This window comes from Sphingomonas turrisvirgatae (assembly GCF_001721295.1).
Taxonomy (GTDB): domain Bacteria; phylum Pseudomonadota; class Alphaproteobacteria; order Sphingomonadales; family Sphingomonadaceae; genus Sphingomonas; species Sphingomonas turrisvirgatae.
The window spans coordinates 51,626-67,526 of record NZ_MDDS01000057.1 but is presented as its reverse complement, the minus strand read 5'-3'; the positions used below and the strand labels follow the sequence as shown (position 1 = coordinate 67,526).

Sequence of the window (15,901 nt, the reverse complement as noted above, 5' to 3'; positions counted from 1 at the left end):
TCCTATCCGCAGATGACGGCAAACCCAAGTGGCGATTGGCGCGAAGAGCCGCTAGAGCAAGCGCGATGAAGCGAGCAGGCGGCAAGGGCATCGATCGGCGGACGTTGTTGGTTGGCGGCGGCGCGGGGGTCGGGCTGATCGTTGCGTGGGCGGTATGGCCGCGATCCTATCTGTCCAATCTTAGCGTGGGCGAGAACGAAACGGCGTTCGGTGCGTGGCTGAAGATCGCAACGGACGGGCGCGTGACCGTGGCGGTGCCGCAGTGCGAATATGGGCAGGGCGTCTACACCACGCTGCCACAGGTCATCGCCGACGAACTTGGTGCGGACTGGCAGATGGTCGGGGTCGAGGCCGCGCCGCTCAACCCGCTTTACGCCAACGCCCTCGGGTCGTCGGCGTTGTTTCCTGACCTGTTGCCGGAGCGGCTGCGTGAGACGCATGCCGTGCGCAGCGCGTTGATGCTGACCGGCGGATCGACATCCATGCGGCAGTTCGAAGAACCGCTGCGTCAGGCCGGCGCGGCGGCGCGGGCGATGCTGTGCCAGGCGGCGGCGCGCCGCTGGTGCGTGGACTGGCACGCGTGCGACACGGCCAAGGGCTTTGTCGTGCATGGGCAGCAGCGGCTGAAGTTCGGCGAGCTCGCGGCCGATGCGGCGAGCGAGCGCGTACCCGACCCGCTGGACCTGCGCGGAGGCGGCGACAATGCCGGGCGGCTGAGCGGCGAGCCGCTGCCACGGCTGGACGGGCCGGGGAAAGTGTCGGGAAGCGCCAATTTCGCTGCCGACATTCGCCTGCCGAACATGGTTCATGCCGCGATCCGGCAGGGGCCGGTCGGCACCGTCCGGCTGGCATCGATCGACGAAGCCGCGGCGCGCGCGGTGCCTGGCACGCTGCACATCGTGAAGAACGAGCGCTGGGTCGCCGTCGCGGCGAACAACTGGTGGGCGGCGAACCAGGCGCTGGAGGCGATCGACCCGCGCTTCGAGATCGCCGGCCGGATTGAGAGCGAGACGATACAGCAAGCGCTCGACGCCGCGCTGGACGGGCCGGGCGAGCGGATGGAAGCCACGGGCGATCTGTCGGCGACGTTCAAGGGCGCAACGGTCGTAACCGCGGAGTATCGCACGGGCCTGTCACTGCACGCGGCGATCGAGCCGATGACCGCGACCGCGGTGTGGGAGGATGGCCGTGTGCGGATCTGGGTGCCGACCCAGGCCCCGGGGCTGGCGCGTACGGCCGTCGCCGATCTGCTGAGGATCGGGGTGGACGATGTCGTCATCCACTCGATGCTGTCCGGTGGATCGTTCGGCCAGAACCTGGAGTTCCTAGTGGCGCAGCAGGCTGCGCTGATCGCGCGCGAGGTGAGGAAGCCGGTGCAGCTGACCTGGTCGCGCGGCGAGACCTGCTCCCACGATCGTTATCGCGCGCCGTCGGCGGCACGGATGACAGCCCGGCTCGGGGGTAATGGCGCAGTGCTCGGCTGGCTGGCGAAGATCGCGGCACCGCCGAGCGGGCACGAGCTTGCTGATCGGCTGGTCGATGGCGCAGGCTGGGCGGGCCTGGGACGGACGATGCGCGGAACCGGCGATCCGTCGGCAGTCGCCGGCGCGCGCCCGCCCTATCGGATCGGCAATCTGGCGGTGGATCATCATCCGGCTGCGATCGGCGTTCCCACGGGTTATCTGCGCGGCGGCGCACATGGCTACACCGCATTCTTTACCGAGAGCTTCATCGACGAGCTGGCGCATGTCGCCGACATCGAGGCATTCAGCTTTCGCATTGCAATGCTGGGCGGTGAGCCGCGGCTGGCGCGGTGCCTGTCGACTGTCGCATCGCTGGGCGGGTGGCAGGGCGGCATGGCGGGAAGCGGGCAGGGTCTGGCATGCCATGCCTTTGCCGGATCATATATCGCGGTGATGGCGGAGGCATCGGTGGGTGCCGATCAGCGGGTGCAGGTCGACCGTCTCGTCGCCGCAGTCGATTGCGGCCGGGTGATCAATCCGGCGATCGTCGAGCAGCAGATCGAGGGCGGCCTGATTTTCGGCATGGGGGCGGCAATCGGGGCGACGACGGGCTTCAGCGGCAATATCGCCGATGCGCGCAGCTTTCGCGACCTGGACCTGCCCCGGCTGGCGACCGTGCCGGAGATCATGGTGGAACTGATCGCGAGCGACAACGAGCCGGGCGGCGTCAGCGATCTGGCGGTGCCGCCGGTTGCACCCGCAATCGGCAACGCGCTGTATGCGGCAACGGGGGTGCGGCTGCGGCAGCTGCCCCTGATCCCGGGAGGTGAATGATGTTGCCTGAAGGGCATCCGCCAGTGCCATCGCCCAGGATCGGCGTGTTGCTGGTCAATCTGGGCACGCCCGATGCGCCGGACCCGTCGGCGGTGCGCCGCTATCTGGGCGAGTTCCTGTCGGACCGGCGCGTGGTCGAGATCCCGCCGCTGCTGTGGCAGCCGATCCTGCGCGGCATCATCCTGCGCACGCGGCCGAAGAAATCGGCGCACGCCTATGGCCTTGTCTGGACCGAAGACGGCTCGCCGCTGGCCGCCATTACCAAGGCGCAGACAGCGGCTTTGCAGGGCGCCTTTGGCCCGGATGTGCAGGTCGAACATGCCATGCGATACGGCAACCCGTCGATCGGCAACCAGCTTGCCAGGATGAAGGCGCAAGGGTGCGAGCGCATCCTGGTCGCGCCGCTCTATCCGCAATATTGTGCGGCGACGACCGCGACGGTCATCGACAAGGCGTTCGAGACGCTGGCCGGGATGCGCTGGCAACCGGCACTGCGAACCCTCCCGCCTTATCACGACGATGCAGCTTACATCGCTGCGCTGAAGACGTCGGTCGAAACGCAGCTCGCGGCGCTCGACTTCACGCCGGACGCGATCCTGGCGAGCTTCCATGGCATGCCGCAGCGGACGCTCGAGCTTGGCGATCCCTATCACTGCCACTGTCGCAAGACGGCGCGGCTGCTCGGGGAAGCGCTGAGCCGGGAGGTACGGGTGGCGTTCCAGTCGCGTTTCGGCCGGGCCAAGTGGCTTGAACCCGCCACCGACGCGATGCTGGACGACTTGCCGGGGCAGGGCATCAGACGCATCGCGCTGGTTGCGCCGGGTTTTTCTGCCGATTGCCTCGAGACGCTTGAAGAGCTGGCGATCCGCGGGCGTGAGAGTTTCATGGCAGCTGGCGGCGAGCATTTCGCATATCTGTCATGTCTCAACGATAGCGAACCGGGCATGGCGATGTTGCGCAGCATTTTGGCGCGGGAGCTTGCGGGCTGGGTGCAGCCTGACTAGCGTTGGCACTTATCGATTTTGGAGAGGTTCATGGCACGAGTAGCGATCGTAACGGGCGGCACGCGCGGCATCGGCGAGGCGATCAGCGTCGCGCTGAAGGACCTGGGAATGACGGTCGCCGCCAATTACGCCGGCAACGATCAGCGCGCGGCCGAATTCACCGAGCGGACCGGGATCAAGGCATTCAAATGGGACGTTGCCGACTATGATGCCTGCCATGCCGGCGTCGCCGAGGTCGAGGCAGCGCTGGGGCCGGTCGATGTAGTGGTCAATAATGCCGGCATCACGCGCGACGGCACCATCCTGAAGATGACCTACCAGATGTGGAAGGAGGTCATCGACACCAATCTTGGCGGTTGCTTTAACATGGCCAAGGCGACCTTTCCCGGCATGCGTGAGCGCAAATGGGGGCGGATCGTCAATATCGGCTCGATCAACGGCCAGGCGGGCCAGTATGGTCAGGTGAACTATGCGGCGGCGAAGAGCGGCATTCACGGCTTCACCAAGGCGCTGGCTCAGGAAGGCGCGCGCGCCGGCGTGACGGTGAATGCGATCGCCCCCGGCTATATCGACACCGACATGGTGGCAGCGGTGCCGGCGGACGTGCTGGAAAAGATCGTCGCCAAGATCCCGGTCGGGCGGCTGGGCCAGGCCCATGAAATTGCTCGCGGCGTTGCGTTTCTGTGTTCCGAAGAGGGCGGGTTCGTGACCGGGTCGACACTGAGCATCAATGGCGGCCAGCATATGTATTGACGGTCGCAAGGGGGGGCAAGTCCGGAGCGCTGCGCCGCAATGCGCAGCGGCCGGCATGGCCGGCGGGTCGCGTTAGCGATCCTGTCCGACGACGGCGCGGGATTTGCCCGGGCCGCGCCATTGCGATGCCCTGCTTGCGACTTGGGGGGGGGCTTCGCAGGGGAGCGAACTTTACCTAAGCTGGCGCACGGCTCCGCCGCACTGGCTTGTCCGCAAGTTCGACCCAGACCGGGGCGTGGTCGCTGGTCTTTTCCCAGCCGCGCACGAAGCTGTCGACCTCTGCGCGCTTCAGTCGCTTGGCGAGCGCCGGGCTGAGCAGCAGATGGTCGATGCGCAGCCCGGCATCGCGCGCGAACGCGTTCCGGAAATAGTCCCAGAAGGTATAGATCGTCTCGTCCGGGTGCAGCGTGCGCAACGCGTCGGTCCAGCCTTGATCGAGCAAGCGGGAATAGGCGCCGCGGACCTCCGGCGCGAACAATGCGTCGTCCAGCCAGCGTTCGGGTTTATAAACGTCGCGCTCGGTGGGCATGATGTTGAAGTCGCCGGCCAGCATGACCGGCAGATCCGATGCGATCAGCGTCGCCGCATGGTCGATCAGCCGGTCGAACCAGGCCAGCTTGTAATCGAACTTCGGGCCGGGCCGGGGGTTGCCGTTCGGAAGGTAGAGGCCGCCGATCAGGATGCCGTTGATCGCTGCCTCGATATAGCGGCTCTGGCCGCTGTCAGGATCGCCCGGCAGCCCGCGCCGGGTTTCGTGAATGTCGCCGGCGCGACTGAGGATTGCAACGCCGTTCCAGCTTTTCTGCCCGTGCCAGATCGCGGTGTAGCCAGCGTCGCGGATCGCCGCCGCCGGGAATTCCTCGTCCGGCGCCTTCAGCTCCTGCAAGCACACGATATCGGGCGCGGTTTCGGCCAGCCAGCGTAGCAGCACCGGCAGGCGGCCATTCACGCCGTTCACATTATAGGTCGCGATTCTCACGCACGGTCCAATTCGCAGTGGCAGCAACTCGTTCCTTGGCTCAGGGAAACCGGCGAATCGTCGCGCGTTTACTGTGGGTCATCAACGAGGAGGTAAGCGATGGCAGACGACAAGACGCTTCGCAGCCCACAGGATGCCTCGCGCATCGCTTTGGGCGAGGACTATGAGGTGCGCTATTGGACGGGCAAGTTCGGCGTCAGCCGCGCTGAGCTTGAAGCGGCAGTGAAGGCCGTCGGTCATAGTGCGGCCGCCGTGGAGCGGCATCTGGGCGGTTGACGCTGCAGCGACAGGCAAGGGGGGCGGATGTCGGACGATTATCGCAGGGGGCAGCGCGACGGCCTTCGCCTGGCGCTTGCGCTGCTCGCCGCGGAAGAAGCCAAATGGGAAGCGCTGCTCGGCGAAAGTCGCTCCGGGCGCACCAATGCGGTGCGCAAGGTGCGGCACAAGGCACTGCAAGTCGCGCAGACACGCCTACAGACCGCGCTCAACCGCATGACGCCCAAGGACGAGCCGGCGATGAGCGATGAACTGGCGGACGCGCTGGCGCGGGCCGGACTTTAGTTGCAATGGGAACTAGTTGCCCGCTCGACCGCTAAGGTTCGATGCGGAGCGACCGATGAAACTGGATTTCCTGCAACACCTTAGCGGCGGGCTCGATCGGCCTGTGCCGGCGCGGTGGCGCGTGGTGGGCGAAACGAAGCGCCTGACCGACGTGATGCTGAGCAGCCCTTTGCATCTTGCGCCTGTGCCGTGCTGCGCGGCGACAATCGACAGCCTGGCGGGCGGGTTTGAAACCGATATCGGCTTGGCGCTTGACCAGCATCGACGCGTGCGCGGGGCGCTGGAGGCGCTCGGCGTCCGTTGTCACATGCTGCCACCCGTTCCCGGGCTGCCCGACCTGTGCTTTACACGCGACAGCGTCGTGACGACCCCTTGGGGGCCGCTGATCCTCAATCCCGCGCTGCCGCATCGTCAGTCCGAGGCGGATCATGCCGAGCACTTCCTGCGCAGTATCGGGGCATGGCCGGTCGCACGGATTCGCGACGGCACGATCGAAGGCGGCGATGTCTGCATCGCGCGCGAAGGGCTGTTGATCGTCGGTCAATCGGGCGTGCGGACGACGCGCGCAGGCGTCGCAGCGCTTGCCGCGCTGTTTGAGCGGCAGGGCTGGGAGGTGCTGGTCAGCCCGTTCGATCCACAGCACCTGCATCTCGACACCATCTTCTGCATGCTGGACGAGCACCGTGCGCTGGCCTGTATCGACGCGCTTGACCCCGCGTTCGTTGCGCAAGTGCGCGCGCGTGGGATCGAACTGCTCCCGGTCGAACTCGCCGAAGCCAAGGCGCTGGGCTGTAACGTGGTGTCGATCGACGGCACGACCATCTTGATCAGCGACGCACAGCCGCGACTGCGCGTTATGTTGGCCGATGCAGGGTTCGATCCCGTGCCCCTGCCCATCTCGCAGTTTTCGGCATGCGGTGGCGGGCTGCACTGCCTGACCATGCCATTGGCCCGAGCAGGCTAGCTCGCCAAGCTAGGCAGCGCTCGATCCTTCTTGGCGTCAGCGCAGGATCAGCAACCCTTCGTTGAGACTGCCGGGCACCGCCTCGGCATGGCGTGCCGCTCGAGCGAGGAACGCGTGGGTGCGACGAGGGTCGTCGACTGTCGCGGCAAGATCCCGCGCCAGTGCGGCCTTCGCGCGGTGCAGGCGTTCCTGCGCAAAGAACATGGATTGTGCCATAAGAACCTCTCAGGCCTCCCAACGTGCGGCTCGACCAAATGTTCAGGCCGAGCGAGCGCGATTGTTGCATCGGCGACTTGATCGCGCGGCCACTTCGTGGAAGCTGGACGCCAGGAGATTGGAATGAGCGATATGCAGGCTTTCGAGTGGGCCGATCCGTTCGGGTTGGACGCGCAACTGACCGACGAGGAGCGGATGGTGCGGGACAGCGCCGCCGCCTATGCCGCGGAAAAGCTGGCGCCGCGCGTCGTTGCGGCATTCCAGAACGAGGAAACCGATCCGGCCATCTTCCGCGAGATGGGCGAACTGGGGCTGCTCGGCCCGACCGTGCCTGTCGAATATGGCGGGGCGGGGGTGTCCTATGTTGCGTACGGCCTGATCGCGCGCGAAGTCGAGCGGATCGACTCCGGTTATCGATCCATGATGAGCGTTCAGTCGAGCCTCGTGATGTATCCGATCCTGGCTTATGGGTCGGAGGCGCAGAAGCGGAGATATTTGCCGAAGCTGGCAAGCGGCGAATGGATCGGCTGTTTCGGGCTGACCGAGCCGGATGCGGGTTCAGACCCCGGCGGCATGCGCACGCGGGCGGAAAAGACCGACAGCGGGTATCGATTGTCGGGATCGAAGACCTGGATCAGCAACGCCCCGATCGCGGACGTGTTCGTCATCTGGGCCAAGTCGGATGCGCATGGCGGGAAGATCCGAGGCTTCGTGCTGGACAAGGGGACGGCGGGGCTCAGCGCGCCGAAGATCGAGGGCAAGCTGTCGTTGCGCGCATCGATCACCGGCATGGTGATGCTGGATGGCGTGGAAGTGCCCGAAGACGCGCTGCTGCCTGAGGTCGAGGGGCTGAAAGGGCCGTTCGGCTGCCTCAACCGCGCGCGGTATGGCATCAGCTGGGGCGCAATGGGCGCGGCCGAGTTCTGCCTTCACGCCGCGCGGCAATATGGCCTGGACCGCAAGCAGTTCGGCCGGCCGCTCGCGGCGACGCAGCTCTATCAGAAGAAGCTCGCCGACATGATGACCGACATCGCGCTCGGGCTGCAGGCCTCGCTGCGCGTCGGGCGATTGATGGACGAAGGCAAGTTCGCGCCGGAAATAGTGTCGATCGTCAAGCGTAACAATGTCGGGAAGGCGCTGGATATCGCACGCACCAGTCGCGACATGCATGGCGGCAATGGCATTTCGGGCGAGTATCAGGTGATGCGCCATCTGATGAACCTGGAGACGGTGAACACCTATGAAGGTGCTCATGACGTTCATGCACTGATCTTGGGCCGGGCGATCACCGGCATCGCGGCGTTCTAGTGAAGCCGCTCGAAGGTGTGCGGGTAATCGAGCTTGCCCGGATTCTGGCGGGACCCTGGTGCGGGCAATTGCTCGCCGATCTGGGTGCCGAGGTCATCAAGATCGAGCGGCCGGGCAAGGGGGACGACACGCGTCAATGGGGTCCGCCGTTCGTACACGACGCGAATGGTGACAATCTGGGCGCGGCCTATTACCACTCAGCCAATCGCGGCAAGCAGAGCCTCGCCATCGACATTGCGAGCGAGGCGGGACAGGCGGCGGTTCGCGCCCTCGTGGCGGACGCCGACGTGCTGATCGAGAACTACAAGGTCGGCGGGCTCAAACGCTACGGCCTGGACTATGCTAGCCTGGCGGCAATCAACCCCCGGCTGGTCTGCTGTTCCATCACGGGCTTTGGGCAAAACGGCCCCTATGCCGACCGCGCCGGCTATGATTATCTGGCGCAGGGCATGGGCGGATTCATGTCGCTGAACGGCGATCCGTCCACCCCGCCGCAAAAGGCCGGGATCGCCTATGCCGACATCTTCACCGGCGTCTATTCCGGGGTCGCGATTCTGGCTGCGCTGCGACGGCGCGATGCGACGGGCAGCGGCGCGCATATCGACATGGCCCTCCTCGACACACAGGTCGCCGTCCTGGCCAATCAGGCGCTGAACTGGATGGTGTCGGGTGAGGTGCCGCAGCAGCTCGGCAACGCGCACCCCAATCTCGCGCCATATCAGACCTTTGCCGCCGCCAATGGCGACTTGATCATCGCGGTCGGCAATGACGCTCAGTTCGGTCGGCTGTGCGAAGTACTAGGCTTGGCGCTCGCGGACGATGCCCGGTTCGCAACCAATCCCGCACGGGTCGCCAATCGCGAGACGCTGGCCGGTATTGTCGGACAGGCCGTCGCCGGCTGGTCGAAAGGCGCACTGTCCGACGCGCTGGAAGCGGTTGGCGTGCCGGCCGGGCCGATAAACCGGATCAATGAAGCGTTTGCCGACGCTCAAATCGTCCATCGCGGCATGGCGATCGAGCGGGACGGGGTGCCCGGTGTGGCCAGCCCGATCGTTATCGATGGCGAGCGCATGGTATCCGATCGTGGCAGCCCGCCCTTGCCCTGAGCACCGGGCCGTTGGCGCGTGGGCCTCCACCGCCGGCGGATGCCGGGTAGCAGGCGATCATGTGTCGGGTGGACTGAACTGTTCGGAGAGCGCTTTCAGCAATGGGGCGGCCGATGCCCTCAGATGCTGCGCGTTCTCACCCCACACGACGCCGAGCGTGCGGCGGAGATCGAAGCCGATCAGCGCTGGCGTCGCGATGCCCGGTTGAGCGAAGGACGCCGGCACCACGGTGACCCCCAGCTTTGCACGGACCATCTCCATAGCGCGATCGTCGTTCGTGGTGCGCAGCGCGAAAAAGGGTCGGATGCCGCGTTGCGTAAAATGCCGGCTGGTCTCAGGCAGCGCTTCGCAGTGACGACGCACAATCATCGTCTCGCCCACAAGCGCTTCGGCCGGTACGGCGCGTTCATGCGCCAATGCGTGATCGCAGGCCATCGCGAGGGCATAGGCTTCGCAGCGCAGCGGCTCGCCCGCGTCGCTGTGCTCGCCGCGCAGGGTGGTCAGCGCAAGATCAAGCCGGCCGCGCGCGAGATACTGCGCAAGGCCCCGCTCGTTCGCTTCGACCAGTTCCACTTTCGTCGTGGGGGCGCTGATGGCCAAACGACGAACGAGCCCTGAAAGGTCCGCGGTTGCCAGCGTGGTGAGGACCCCAAGGCGCAGGGTCGCGACCGGCTCGACCCCGCTGACGGCTGATTGCGCCAGCTGGAACTCGCGCTCGATCCGCCGCGCATGGCCGACGAAGCGCGCGCCGGCCCCCGTCAGCTCGACACGCTGGCTGTTGCGGCGAAACAGTTTCGCGCCGACTTCGCGCTCTAGCTTGGCGATCCCGGCCGACAATGTCGGTTGGGTCACGTTGACCTGCGCCGCGGCCGCCGTGAACGTTCCGCCATCTACAACGGCCAGGAAATAGCGAAGCAGATACCGGTCGATCATAGATGCGGTCTATAATGTTGAGCCATGCATATCAATTTTCCGCGAGGCGCTCACACTGCTAGTCTGCTTAAAAATCGAGGAGAGCGTATGAGCCTGCCGCAGATGGATTTCGCCCTGAGCGAGACGGCGGAGATGATCCGCGACACGACGCAGCGCTTCGCGCGCGAGCGGATCGAGCCGCTGGCGGCGAAGATCGATGCCGATGACTGGTTTCCGCGCGACGAATTGTGGACGGCAATGGGCGAGCTTGGCCTGCACGGCATCACCGTGCCGGAGGAATTCGGCGGGCTGGGCCTTGGCTATCTGGAGCATGTCATCGCGTGCGAGGAAGTGAGCCGGGCGTCGGCCTCCATCGGGCTGAGCTATGGCGCGCATTCCAATCTGTGCGTCAACCAGATCAGCCGCTGGGCCAGCGCGGAGCAGAAGGCGAAGTATCTGCCCAAGCTGATCAGCGGCGAGCATGTCGGGTCGCTCGCCATGTCGGAGGCCGGGGCGGGATCGGACGTGGTGAGCATGAAGCTGCGCGCCGAGCACAAGAGCGACCGCTATGTGTTGAACGGCACGAAATTCTGGATCACCAACGCGGCCTATGCCGATACGCTGGTTGTCTATGCCAAGACGGGCGAGGGATCGCGCGGCATCACCACCTTCCTGATCGAGAGGGACATGCCCGGCTTCAGCATCGGGCAGAAGATCGACAAGATGGGCATGCGCGGCTCGCCCACGGCCGAACTGGTGTTCGACGATTGCGAGGTGCCCGAGGAGAATGTGATGGGGCCGCTGAACGGCGGCGTCGGGGTGCTGATGAGCGGCCTCGATTATGAGCGAACGGTGCTGGCGGGCATCCAGCTCGGCATCATGCAGGCGTGCCTCGACGTGGTGTTGCCTTACCTTCGCGAGCGCAAGCAGTTTGGTCAGGCGATCGGATCGTTCCAGCTGATGCAAGCCAAGGTCGCGGACATGTATGTCGCGCTCAACTCCGCGCGCGCCTATGTCTATGCGGTGGCGCAGGCATGCGACGCGGGCAAGACCACGCGGTTCGATGCGGCGGGCGCAATCCTGCTGGCGAGCGAGAATGCGTTTCGCGTTGCGGGCGAAGCGGTGCAGGCGCTAGGCGGGGCCGGCTATACCAAGGATTGGCCGGTCGAACGCTTCCTGCGCGACGCCAAGCTGCTCGACATCGGAGCCGGCACGAACGAGATCCGCCGCATGTTGATCGGTCGCGAACTGATCGGGGCGGCTTAATGTTCTCCCTCTCCCACCGGGGGAGGGAGTTTATTTGCCGACGAACAGGAAGGCGACCGCCGCAATGATGCAGCCGAACGCGGCGAGGTGGCGCCAGTGCAGCGCTTCGCCCAGGAATGCGACCATGAAGATACCGAATATAGTCAGCGCGATCGCCTCCTGCGCGATCTTGAGCTGGCCGGGCGTCCAGCCGGCGATGAAGCCGATGCGGTTGGCGGGAACGGCCAGGCAATATTCGACGCCGGCAATGGCCCAGGAGATGAGGATGACGGTCAGCATGGGGTTTTCCAACCCGCCTTTGCCAAGGTGCCAGTACCAGGCGATGGTCATGAACACATTGGATGCGATGAGCAGCAGGATGGTCGCCATGATGTCTCCCTTTATCGCGCTGTGCGCCAGCCCCGCCGGGGTGGCAAGATGAGCGCGCCGGTGCTGAAGTCGGCGGTCGCGCTGCAGGACGAGACGCGGAATGCCAATGCCGCTCACAACCGTGCGCTTGCCGCCGAGCTGCGTCAGCGGGTTGCGGTCGCGGCGCTGGGCGGCACGGAATCGGCGCGGGCCAAGCACGAGGCGCGGGGCAAGCTGTTGCCGCGCGAGCGCGTCGAGCGGCTGCTCGATCCCGGCTCGCCGTTCCTCGAGATCGGGCAGCTCGCCGCCAACGGCATGTATGGCGACGAGGTGCCGGGCGCCGGGCTGATCGCCGGGATCGGCCGCGTGTCGGGCCGGCAGTGCATGATCCTGTGCAACGATGCCACGGTGAAGGGCGGCACCTATTACCCGATGACCGTCAAGAAGCATCTGCGCGCGCAGGAAATCGCCGAGGCGAACCGGCTGCCGTGCATCTATCTGGTCGACAGCGGCGGCGCGAACCTGCCCAACCAGGCCGAAGTATTCCCCGACCGCGAGCATTTCGGTCGCATCTTCTTCAACCAGGCGAACATGAGCGCCAAGGGCATTGCGCAGATCGCCTGCGTGATGGGCAGCTGTACCGCTGGTGGCGCCTATGTCCCCGCAATGAGCGACGAGACGGTGATCGTGCGGGGGCAGGGCACGATCTTCCTTGCCGGCCCGCCGCTGGTGAAGGCTGCGACGGGCGAAGAGATCAGCGCCGAGGATCTGGGCGGGGGCGAACTGCATACGCGCAAGTCGGGCGTCGCCGATCACCTGGCGGAGAATGACGAACATGCGCTGACCATCGTCCGCGACATCGTCAGCCATCTGGGACCGGCACATCGGCACGACCTGCCGCTACGCGAGCCGATATCGCCGAAGTTCGATGCGAGCGAGTTGTACGCGATCGTGCCGCAGGACGTGCGCGCGCCCTATGACGTGCATGAGGTGATCGCGCGTGTCGTCGATGGCAGCGAGTTCCACGAATTCAAGGCGCTGTACGGCAGTACGTTGGTCTGCGGGTTCGCGCACATCTGGGGTATGCCGGTGGCGATCCTGGCGAACAACGGCGTATTGTTCAGCGAGAGCGCGCAAAAGGGCGCGCACTTCATCGAGCTGGCGTGCCAGCGGCGCATTCCACTGCTGTTCCTTCAGAACATTTCCGGCTTCATGGTCGGCGGGAAATACGAGGCCGAGGGCATCGCGAAGCACGGCGCGAAGCTGGTGACAGCGGTGGCGACGGCAAGCGTGCCGAAGGTGACGGTGCTGATCGGCGGCAGCTTCGGTGCAGGCAATTACGGCATGTGCGGGCGCGCTTACTCCCCAAGCTTCCTGTTCAGCTGGCCCAACAGCCGCATCAGCGTGATGGGCGGCGAGCAGGCGGCGAGCGTGCTAGCGACGGTGCATCGCGATGCCGCCAGCTGGACGCCGGAAGAGGCCGAAGCGTTCAAGGCGCCGATCCGCCAGAAATACGAGGACGAGGGCAATCCCTATTACGCGACCGCGCGGCTGTGGGACGATGGCGTGATCGACCCGGTGCAGACGCGCGACGTGCTGGGCCTGGCGTTCGCCGCCTGCCTTGAAGCGCCAATTCCCGAACGCCCGGCGTTCGGCGTGTTCCGGATGTGACGGCCATGATCAAATCCCTTCTCATCGCCAATCGCGGCGAGATCGCGTGTCGGGTCATTCGCACCGCGCGACGCATGGGTATCCGCACTGTGGCGGTCTATTCGGACGCCGACGCCGACGCGCTGCATGTGCGGATGGCGGACGAGGCGGTGCATATCGGGCCGTCGCCAGTGCGTGAAAGCTATCTGGTCGGCGAGAAGATACTGGCGGCGGCGAAGGCAAGCGGGGCGGAGGCGGTCCATCCGGGCTATGGCTTCCTGTCGGAGAATGCGGCCTTCGCTCAAGCCGTGATCGACGCGGGGCTGGTGTGGGTCGGGCCGAGGCCGGCGAGTATTACCGCCATGGGCCTCAAAGACGCGGCCAAGAAGCTGATGCAGGATGCCGGCGTGCCGACCACGCCCGGCTATCTCGGCGAGGATCAGGCGCCCGAGCGACTGAAAGCCGAAGCCGACGCGATCGGCTATCCCGTGCTGATCAAGGCCGTCGCGGGTGGCGGCGGCAAGGGGATGCGACGCGTCGATGCGGCGAACGCGTTTCTCGACGCGCTTCAATCGTGCCAGCGCGAGGCGGCGTCCTCGTTCGGCGACAATCGCGTGCTGATCGAGAAATACATCCTCTCGCCCCGCCATATCGAAGTGCAGGTGTTCGGCGATACGCACGGCAACATCGTGCACCTGTTCGAGCGCGATTGCTCGCTCCAGCGGCGGCACCAGAAGGTGATCGAGGAAGCGCCCGCACCGGGCATGGATGCGACCACGCGCGAGGCGATCTGCGCCGCGGCGGTGCAGGCGGCGCGCGCGGTCGACTATGTCGGCGCGGGCACGATCGAGTTCATCGCCGATGCGAGCGATGGCCTGCGCGCCGATCGCATCTGGTTCATGGAAATGAACACGCGGCTGCAGGTCGAACATCCGGTGACCGAGGCGATCACCGGGCAGGACCTGGTCGAATGGCAGTTGCGGGTGGCGAGCGGGGAACCGCTGCCGAAGCGGCAGGACGAGCTCGCGATCGACGGTTGGGCCATGGAGGCACGGCTGTATGCCGAGGACCCCGCCAAGGGCTTCCTGCCGTCGGTCGGGCGGCTGGACCACTGCCGCTTCCCGCAAGGCGGGATCCGCATCGACACGGGGGTCGAACAGGGTGCGGAAGTTTCTCCTTTCTATGACCCGATGATTGCAAAGCTGATCGTGGCCGCCAGCACGCGTGAAGAGACGATCGCGCTGCTGCGGCAAGGGATGGCCGGCGTTGCGGTCTGGCCGGTCAAGACGAATGCAGGGTTCCTGCATCGTACGCTCGCACACTCGCAATTCATCGCGGGCAACGTCACCACGGGCTTCATCGCCGAGCATCAGGACGAGCTGGTGCCGGCAGACAGGCCGGGCGACCTTCTGCTGAAGCAAGCCGCACGGGCAATCGTGGCGGAGCAGGGGACGGCTGCGCCGCTCACGGGCTTCCGCCTCAACGCCGTGCCACATCGCATGGTCCACCTCGATGTCGATGGCGAGACCTATGTGGTCGAGGCGGATCGCGCGCCCTATGCCAGCGTCCAGATTTCGGCGATGGGATCGAACGGCGCGCTGGTGACCCAAGACGGCATGAGCGTTGCCGCCTTCGTCCGGCGCGGGACTGGCGCTGCCGGCGGGGTGGCGGGCGACGGCGCGGTTCTTGCCCCGATGCCGGGCCGGATCATCTCGGTCGACGTAAGCGAAGGCGATCTCGTGATCGCCGGTCAAAAGCTGCTGACGCTCGAAGCGATGAAGATGGAGCACACGCTTACCGCGCCGTTTGATGGGGTGGTCGCTGAACTTGGTGCCACAGCCGGCGCACAGGTGCAGGTCGAGGCGCTGCTCGCACGGATCGAACAGGCGGAGCGCTGATCGTCGGCGATTTGGTCATGCCCTGCTGAGAGCCTCGTCAGCCGCGCTGCTGTCGAGGTGGCGAGCGGCTGGCGAATATACTTCAAGGGCCAGGTGACGCCCACCGGCCACAAGCCTGAGCCAGCCGGCTGTGCCAACGTTGCCAATGGACCTTCCTGCGTCGAACGATGGCCCGTCAAGAAGGAAGGCTTGGAGCGACGGCCGAGCGCTCGCGCATTCGCACTTGCCCTAGTTTACCGCGCTCTATTTTACCTGAAGGCTCATCACCTCGCTGGTGGATCCGCGGAGTGCCGCGGTTAAGCGGATCTGCACGCTGACCCACCCCCAGGCGAGCGTCTCGATTTTCTTCATCGCCTACGTCCTGGCTTCGTTCCCGCAGCCGCGACCGAGCTGGGCGATGACCATGGCGGCATCGCCCCTGAAAGGGCAGGATCACTGCTAGGCGTGAGAGGAAGTTTTGGTGGACGCACTAGGGCTCGAACCTAGGACCCGCTGATTAAGAGGCGCTCCCAACGGCTTTTCAGCGCGTCTATCAACGTCCGTCATTGTCCACCACTGGCGGTCGATCGTCGTGTAACATGCTGATACCCTTCAATAAAAGCAGAGGGTCTCTTCCGTCAGCTTCCAACTCGATCTATA

General features: G+C 65.6%; 15 protein-coding genes. 11 read left to right on the top strand and 4 right to left on the bottom strand.

Annotated features, from left to right (window positions below; translation table 11 throughout):
• Window positions 1-65 precede the first annotated feature (65 nt).
• From BFL28_RS16105 to phbB, 3 genes are read left to right on the top strand one after another with little or no spacing between them, the layout of a single operon-like run.
• Window positions 66-2,297, top strand: coding sequence for a xanthine dehydrogenase family protein molybdopterin-binding subunit (locus tag BFL28_RS16105; RefSeq protein WP_069321537.1), 2,232 nt, complete (start codon window positions 66-68; stop codon window positions 2,295-2,297).
• A complete protein-coding gene (gene hemH, locus BFL28_RS16100; RefSeq protein WP_069321536.1) occupies window positions 2,294-3,301 on the top strand; it encodes a ferrochelatase in 1,008 nt (335 codons plus the stop codon). The genes BFL28_RS16105 and hemH overlap by 4 nt, the downstream gene beginning before the upstream one ends.
• Window positions 3,302-3,331: 30 nt before the next feature.
• The gene (gene phbB, locus BFL28_RS16095) at window positions 3,332-4,054 is read left to right on the top strand and encodes an acetoacetyl-CoA reductase (RefSeq protein WP_069321535.1); all 723 of its coding nucleotides are present in this window, start codon (window positions 3,332-3,334) and stop codon (window positions 4,052-4,054) included.
• 175 nt (window positions 4,055-4,229) lie between these two features.
• Here the strand turns inward: phbB and xth are convergent, their stop codons facing one another.
• Window positions 4,230-5,033: an exodeoxyribonuclease III gene (gene xth, locus BFL28_RS16090; RefSeq protein WP_069321534.1), complete on the bottom strand. Its 804-nt coding sequence runs from the start codon at window positions 5,031-5,033 to the stop codon at window positions 4,230-4,232.
• A gap of 99 nt (window positions 5,034-5,132) precedes the next feature.
• On the opposite strand from xth, the gene BFL28_RS16085 reads away from it, so the two are divergent.
• Genes BFL28_RS16085 through BFL28_RS16075 form a run of 3 tightly spaced genes read left to right on the top strand, consistent with a single transcriptional unit; the run spans window position 5,133 to window position 6,558 of the window.
• A complete protein-coding gene (locus BFL28_RS16085) occupies window positions 5,133-5,309 on the top strand; it encodes a DUF3606 domain-containing protein (protein ID WP_069321533.1) in 177 nt (58 codons plus the stop codon).
• A 27-nt stretch (window positions 5,310-5,336) separates the two neighbouring features.
• Entirely contained in the window at window positions 5,337-5,594 is a 258-nt protein-coding gene (locus BFL28_RS16080) for a hypothetical protein (RefSeq protein WP_069321532.1), read from the top strand.
• Window positions 5,595-5,649: 55 nt separating this feature from the next.
• On the top strand, window positions 5,650-6,558 hold the full coding sequence (locus BFL28_RS16075) for a dimethylarginine dimethylaminohydrolase family protein (RefSeq protein WP_069321531.1): 909 nt from the start codon (window positions 5,650-5,652) through the stop codon (window positions 6,556-6,558).
• Window positions 6,559-6,594: 36 nt separating this feature from the next.
• On the opposite strand, the gene BFL28_RS16070 is transcribed toward BFL28_RS16075, so the two are convergent.
• Window positions 6,595-6,762 carry a hypothetical protein gene (locus tag BFL28_RS16070; RefSeq protein WP_173655780.1) on the bottom strand — a complete coding sequence of 56 codons (168 nt, stop codon included), beginning with the start codon at window positions 6,760-6,762 and terminating at the stop codon, window positions 6,595-6,597.
• Between the two features lie 135 nt (window positions 6,763-6,897).
• Here BFL28_RS16070 and BFL28_RS16065 point away from each other — a divergent pair, with 135 nt between their 5' ends.
• Window positions 6,898-8,082 (top strand): acyl-CoA dehydrogenase, encoded by a 1,185-nt coding sequence (locus tag BFL28_RS16065; protein ID WP_069321529.1) that lies wholly within the window; start codon window positions 6,898-6,900, stop codon window positions 8,080-8,082.
• The gene (locus tag BFL28_RS16060; RefSeq protein WP_069321528.1) at window positions 8,082-9,188 is read left to right on the top strand and encodes a CaiB/BaiF CoA transferase family protein; all 1,107 of its coding nucleotides are present in this window, start codon (window positions 8,082-8,084) and stop codon (window positions 9,186-9,188) included. Before BFL28_RS16065 ends, BFL28_RS16060 begins: the two co-directional genes overlap by 1 nt.
• A 57-nt stretch (window positions 9,189-9,245) precedes the next feature.
• Here BFL28_RS16060 and BFL28_RS16055 read toward each other — a convergent pair whose 3' ends face one another.
• Window positions 9,246-10,121, bottom strand: a complete 876-nt coding sequence (locus BFL28_RS16055) for a LysR family transcriptional regulator (protein WP_069321527.1) — start codon at window positions 10,119-10,121, stop codon at window positions 9,246-9,248.
• Window positions 10,122-10,208: 87 nt separating this feature from the next.
• Between BFL28_RS16055 and BFL28_RS16050 the strand changes: the two genes are divergently transcribed.
• A complete protein-coding gene (locus BFL28_RS16050; RefSeq protein WP_069321526.1) occupies window positions 10,209-11,366 on the top strand; it encodes an isovaleryl-CoA dehydrogenase in 1,158 nt (385 codons plus the stop codon).
• A 30-nt stretch (window positions 11,367-11,396) separates the two neighbouring features.
• Here BFL28_RS16050 and BFL28_RS16045 read toward each other — a convergent pair whose 3' ends face one another.
• Complete coding sequence (locus tag BFL28_RS16045) at window positions 11,397-11,735, bottom strand: DMT family protein (protein ID WP_069321525.1); 339 nt, start codon at window positions 11,733-11,735, stop codon at window positions 11,397-11,399.
• A gap of 48 nt (window positions 11,736-11,783) precedes the next feature.
• Between BFL28_RS16045 and BFL28_RS16040 the strand changes: the two genes are divergently transcribed.
• Together BFL28_RS16040 and BFL28_RS16035 are read left to right on the top strand one after the other, a co-directional pair.
• On the top strand, window positions 11,784-13,385 hold the full coding sequence (locus tag BFL28_RS16040) for a carboxyl transferase domain-containing protein (RefSeq protein WP_069321524.1): 1,602 nt from the start codon (window positions 11,784-11,786) through the stop codon (window positions 13,383-13,385).
• Between the two features lie 5 nt (window positions 13,386-13,390).
• Window positions 13,391-15,262 carry an acetyl-CoA carboxylase biotin carboxylase subunit gene (locus tag BFL28_RS16035; RefSeq protein ID WP_069321645.1) on the top strand — a complete coding sequence of 624 codons (1,872 nt, stop codon included), beginning with the start codon at window positions 13,391-13,393 and terminating at the stop codon, window positions 15,260-15,262.
• Window positions 15,263-15,901 lie beyond the last annotated feature (639 nt).

What these genes read in the sequence shown, in the direction of transcription:
- phbB (WP_069321535.1), top strand. Translation starts at nt 3,332, where the DNA reads ATGGCACGAGTAGCGATCGTAACGGGCGGCACGCGCGGCATCGGCGAG.
- BFL28_RS16045 (WP_069321525.1), bottom strand. Translation starts at nt 11,735, where the DNA reads ATGGCGACCATCCTGCTGCTCATCGCATCCAATGTGTTCATGACCATC.
- hemH (WP_069321536.1), top strand. Translation starts at nt 2,294, where the DNA reads ATGATGTTGCCTGAAGGGCATCCGCCAGTGCCATCGCCCAGGATCGGC.
- BFL28_RS16075 (WP_069321531.1), top strand. Translation starts at nt 5,650, where the DNA reads ATGAAACTGGATTTCCTGCAACACCTTAGCGGCGGGCTCGATCGGCCT.
- BFL28_RS16070 (WP_173655780.1), bottom strand. Translation starts at nt 6,762, where the DNA reads ATGTTCTTTGCGCAGGAACGCCTGCACCGCGCGAAGGCCGCACTGGCG.
- BFL28_RS16035 (WP_069321645.1), top strand. Translation starts at nt 13,391, where the DNA reads ATGATCAAATCCCTTCTCATCGCCAATCGCGGCGAGATCGCGTGTCGG.
- BFL28_RS16105 (WP_069321537.1), top strand. Translation starts at nt 66, where the DNA reads ATGAAGCGAGCAGGCGGCAAGGGCATCGATCGGCGGACGTTGTTGGTT.
- BFL28_RS16065 (WP_069321529.1), top strand. Translation starts at nt 6,898, where the DNA reads ATGAGCGATATGCAGGCTTTCGAGTGGGCCGATCCGTTCGGGTTGGAC.
- BFL28_RS16050 (WP_069321526.1), top strand. Translation starts at nt 10,209, where the DNA reads ATGAGCCTGCCGCAGATGGATTTCGCCCTGAGCGAGACGGCGGAGATG.
- BFL28_RS16040 (WP_069321524.1), top strand. Translation starts at nt 11,784, where the DNA reads ATGAGCGCGCCGGTGCTGAAGTCGGCGGTCGCGCTGCAGGACGAGACG.
- BFL28_RS16055 (WP_069321527.1), bottom strand. Translation starts at nt 10,121, where the DNA reads ATGATCGACCGGTATCTGCTTCGCTATTTCCTGGCCGTTGTAGATGGC.
- BFL28_RS16085 (WP_069321533.1), top strand. Translation starts at nt 5,133, where the DNA reads ATGGCAGACGACAAGACGCTTCGCAGCCCACAGGATGCCTCGCGCATC.
- BFL28_RS16080 (WP_069321532.1), top strand. Translation starts at nt 5,337, where the DNA reads ATGTCGGACGATTATCGCAGGGGGCAGCGCGACGGCCTTCGCCTGGCG.